Annotated in this window: 1 protein-coding gene; it reads left to right on the top strand. The window is 45.0% G+C overall.

Going from position 1 to position 1,423, the window contains the following annotated elements:
- Positions 1 to 295: 295 nt before the first annotated feature.
- The gene (locus tag V7L97_RS10940) at positions 296 to 1,405 is read left to right on the top strand and encodes a sigma-54 interaction domain-containing protein (RefSeq protein WP_333655924.1); all 1,110 of its coding nucleotides are present in this window, start codon (positions 296 to 298) and stop codon (positions 1,403 to 1,405) included.
- Positions 1,406 to 1,423 lie beyond the last annotated feature (18 nt).

Here is a 1,423-nt window from a genome sequence, read left to right as displayed (position 1 = left end):
CCCTAAGTTCATGATATAAAATACTCATAGGCTGTCCCTCCATCCGGAAAGTGGCGCTTTTCTGATCCCCGATAAGAAATTAACCGGGGACAATGATAATGTTCTGCTTAAATACAATCTTTCCGAATTTGGGGGTTTTGAGCACAGCGGCAGGATTATCAGGAAGGACAGGAGTGGTTACGCCTTAAAATTTTACGATCTCGACATTGCTGCAAAGGTTAAACTCTGGAAATATATAGCTGATAATCTGACTGCTATTAACGAATGTCCTTATTGCGGGGAGAAGTATAATAAAATGCCGATGGTCTGTAATGCCTGCGGCTGGGAGCTTGCCTTCAATTCCCCGGAATATTTTGCATATCACGAAAAGCAGAGCCTTCTTAAAAAATTATATTCGGAGGCAAATAGTCTCACTACAGATTATTTACAGAGACTGATTAATTTTATGGAAGTGGAAATCCTGAAGACAGGCGGCAGCGAAGGGTTTCAGGAGTTTGTTGGGGCGAGCAGCGTTATGTTAGAGGTGTTCTCAAAAATCAGGAAGGTGGCTCCAACAGACCTCCCGGTGCTTATACTTGGCGAAAGTGGCACCGGCAAGGAATTGACTGCATTGGCAATTCATGAGAGGAGCCTGAGAAAGGACAAGCCTTTCATTACTATAAATTGTGCTGCGATACCAGAAGGTCTGCTCGAGGCAGAACTCTTTGGCTACGAAAGGGGGGCATTTACCGGGGCGTATGCCAGCAAAAAGGGAAAATTTGAGTGCGCGGGTGGCGGTACTATTTTCTTAGATGAGATTGGAGACATGCCTCTAAGCCTCCAATCAAAGCTTTTGAGATTCCTTCAGGACAGGGTTATTGAAAGGATAGGGGCGATAGGCGGGAAAAAAGTCGATGTGCGGCTTATTGCTGCTACTAACCGTGACCTCGGCTCAGCCATTGCAGAAGGCAGGTTCAGAAACGACCTTTATTACAGATTGAATGCTTTCACGATAAGTCTTCCTCCGGTTAGAGAGAGGGGGGAGGATAAAGTAATACTTGCAAGGCATTTTCTTAATAGATTTTGCAGGGAGATGGGTTTAACAAAGACATTTACAGGAGAGGCAATAGAGGCTGTAAGGGCCTACCCATGGCCCGGCAATGTCAGGGAGATGATTAATAAAATAAGAAGGGCTATTGTGATGGCTGAGGCCAACTCCATAAGTCAGCAGGATTTGGATTTAGCTGCGCAACAGACAATGGATGTATCGAAGGATACAGGCTTGCGGGATGCAATAGAAAAAATTGAAGTGCAGAAGATTAAAGAGACATTGAATACCTGCGGCAATAATATCTCGAGAGCAGCCAGGCTATTGGGTGTGAGCCGCCAGAGCCTTTACAACTACAAAAAGAAGTACGGCATATAAGAGACCCGTTTCGCTCTG

The sequence above is a fragment of the Dissulfurispira sp. genome (assembly GCF_036745535.1).
In the GTDB taxonomy this organism is placed as follows: Bacteria; Nitrospirota; Thermodesulfovibrionia; order Thermodesulfovibrionales; family Dissulfurispiraceae; genus Dissulfurispira.
Note: the sequence above shows the minus strand (reverse complement) of the source record. Positions and strands in the feature narration are given on the sequence as shown.

What these genes read in the sequence shown, in the direction of transcription:
- V7L97_RS10940 (WP_333655924.1), top strand. Translation starts at nt 296, where the DNA reads ATGCCGATGGTCTGTAATGCCTGCGGCTGGGAGCTTGCCTTCAATTCC.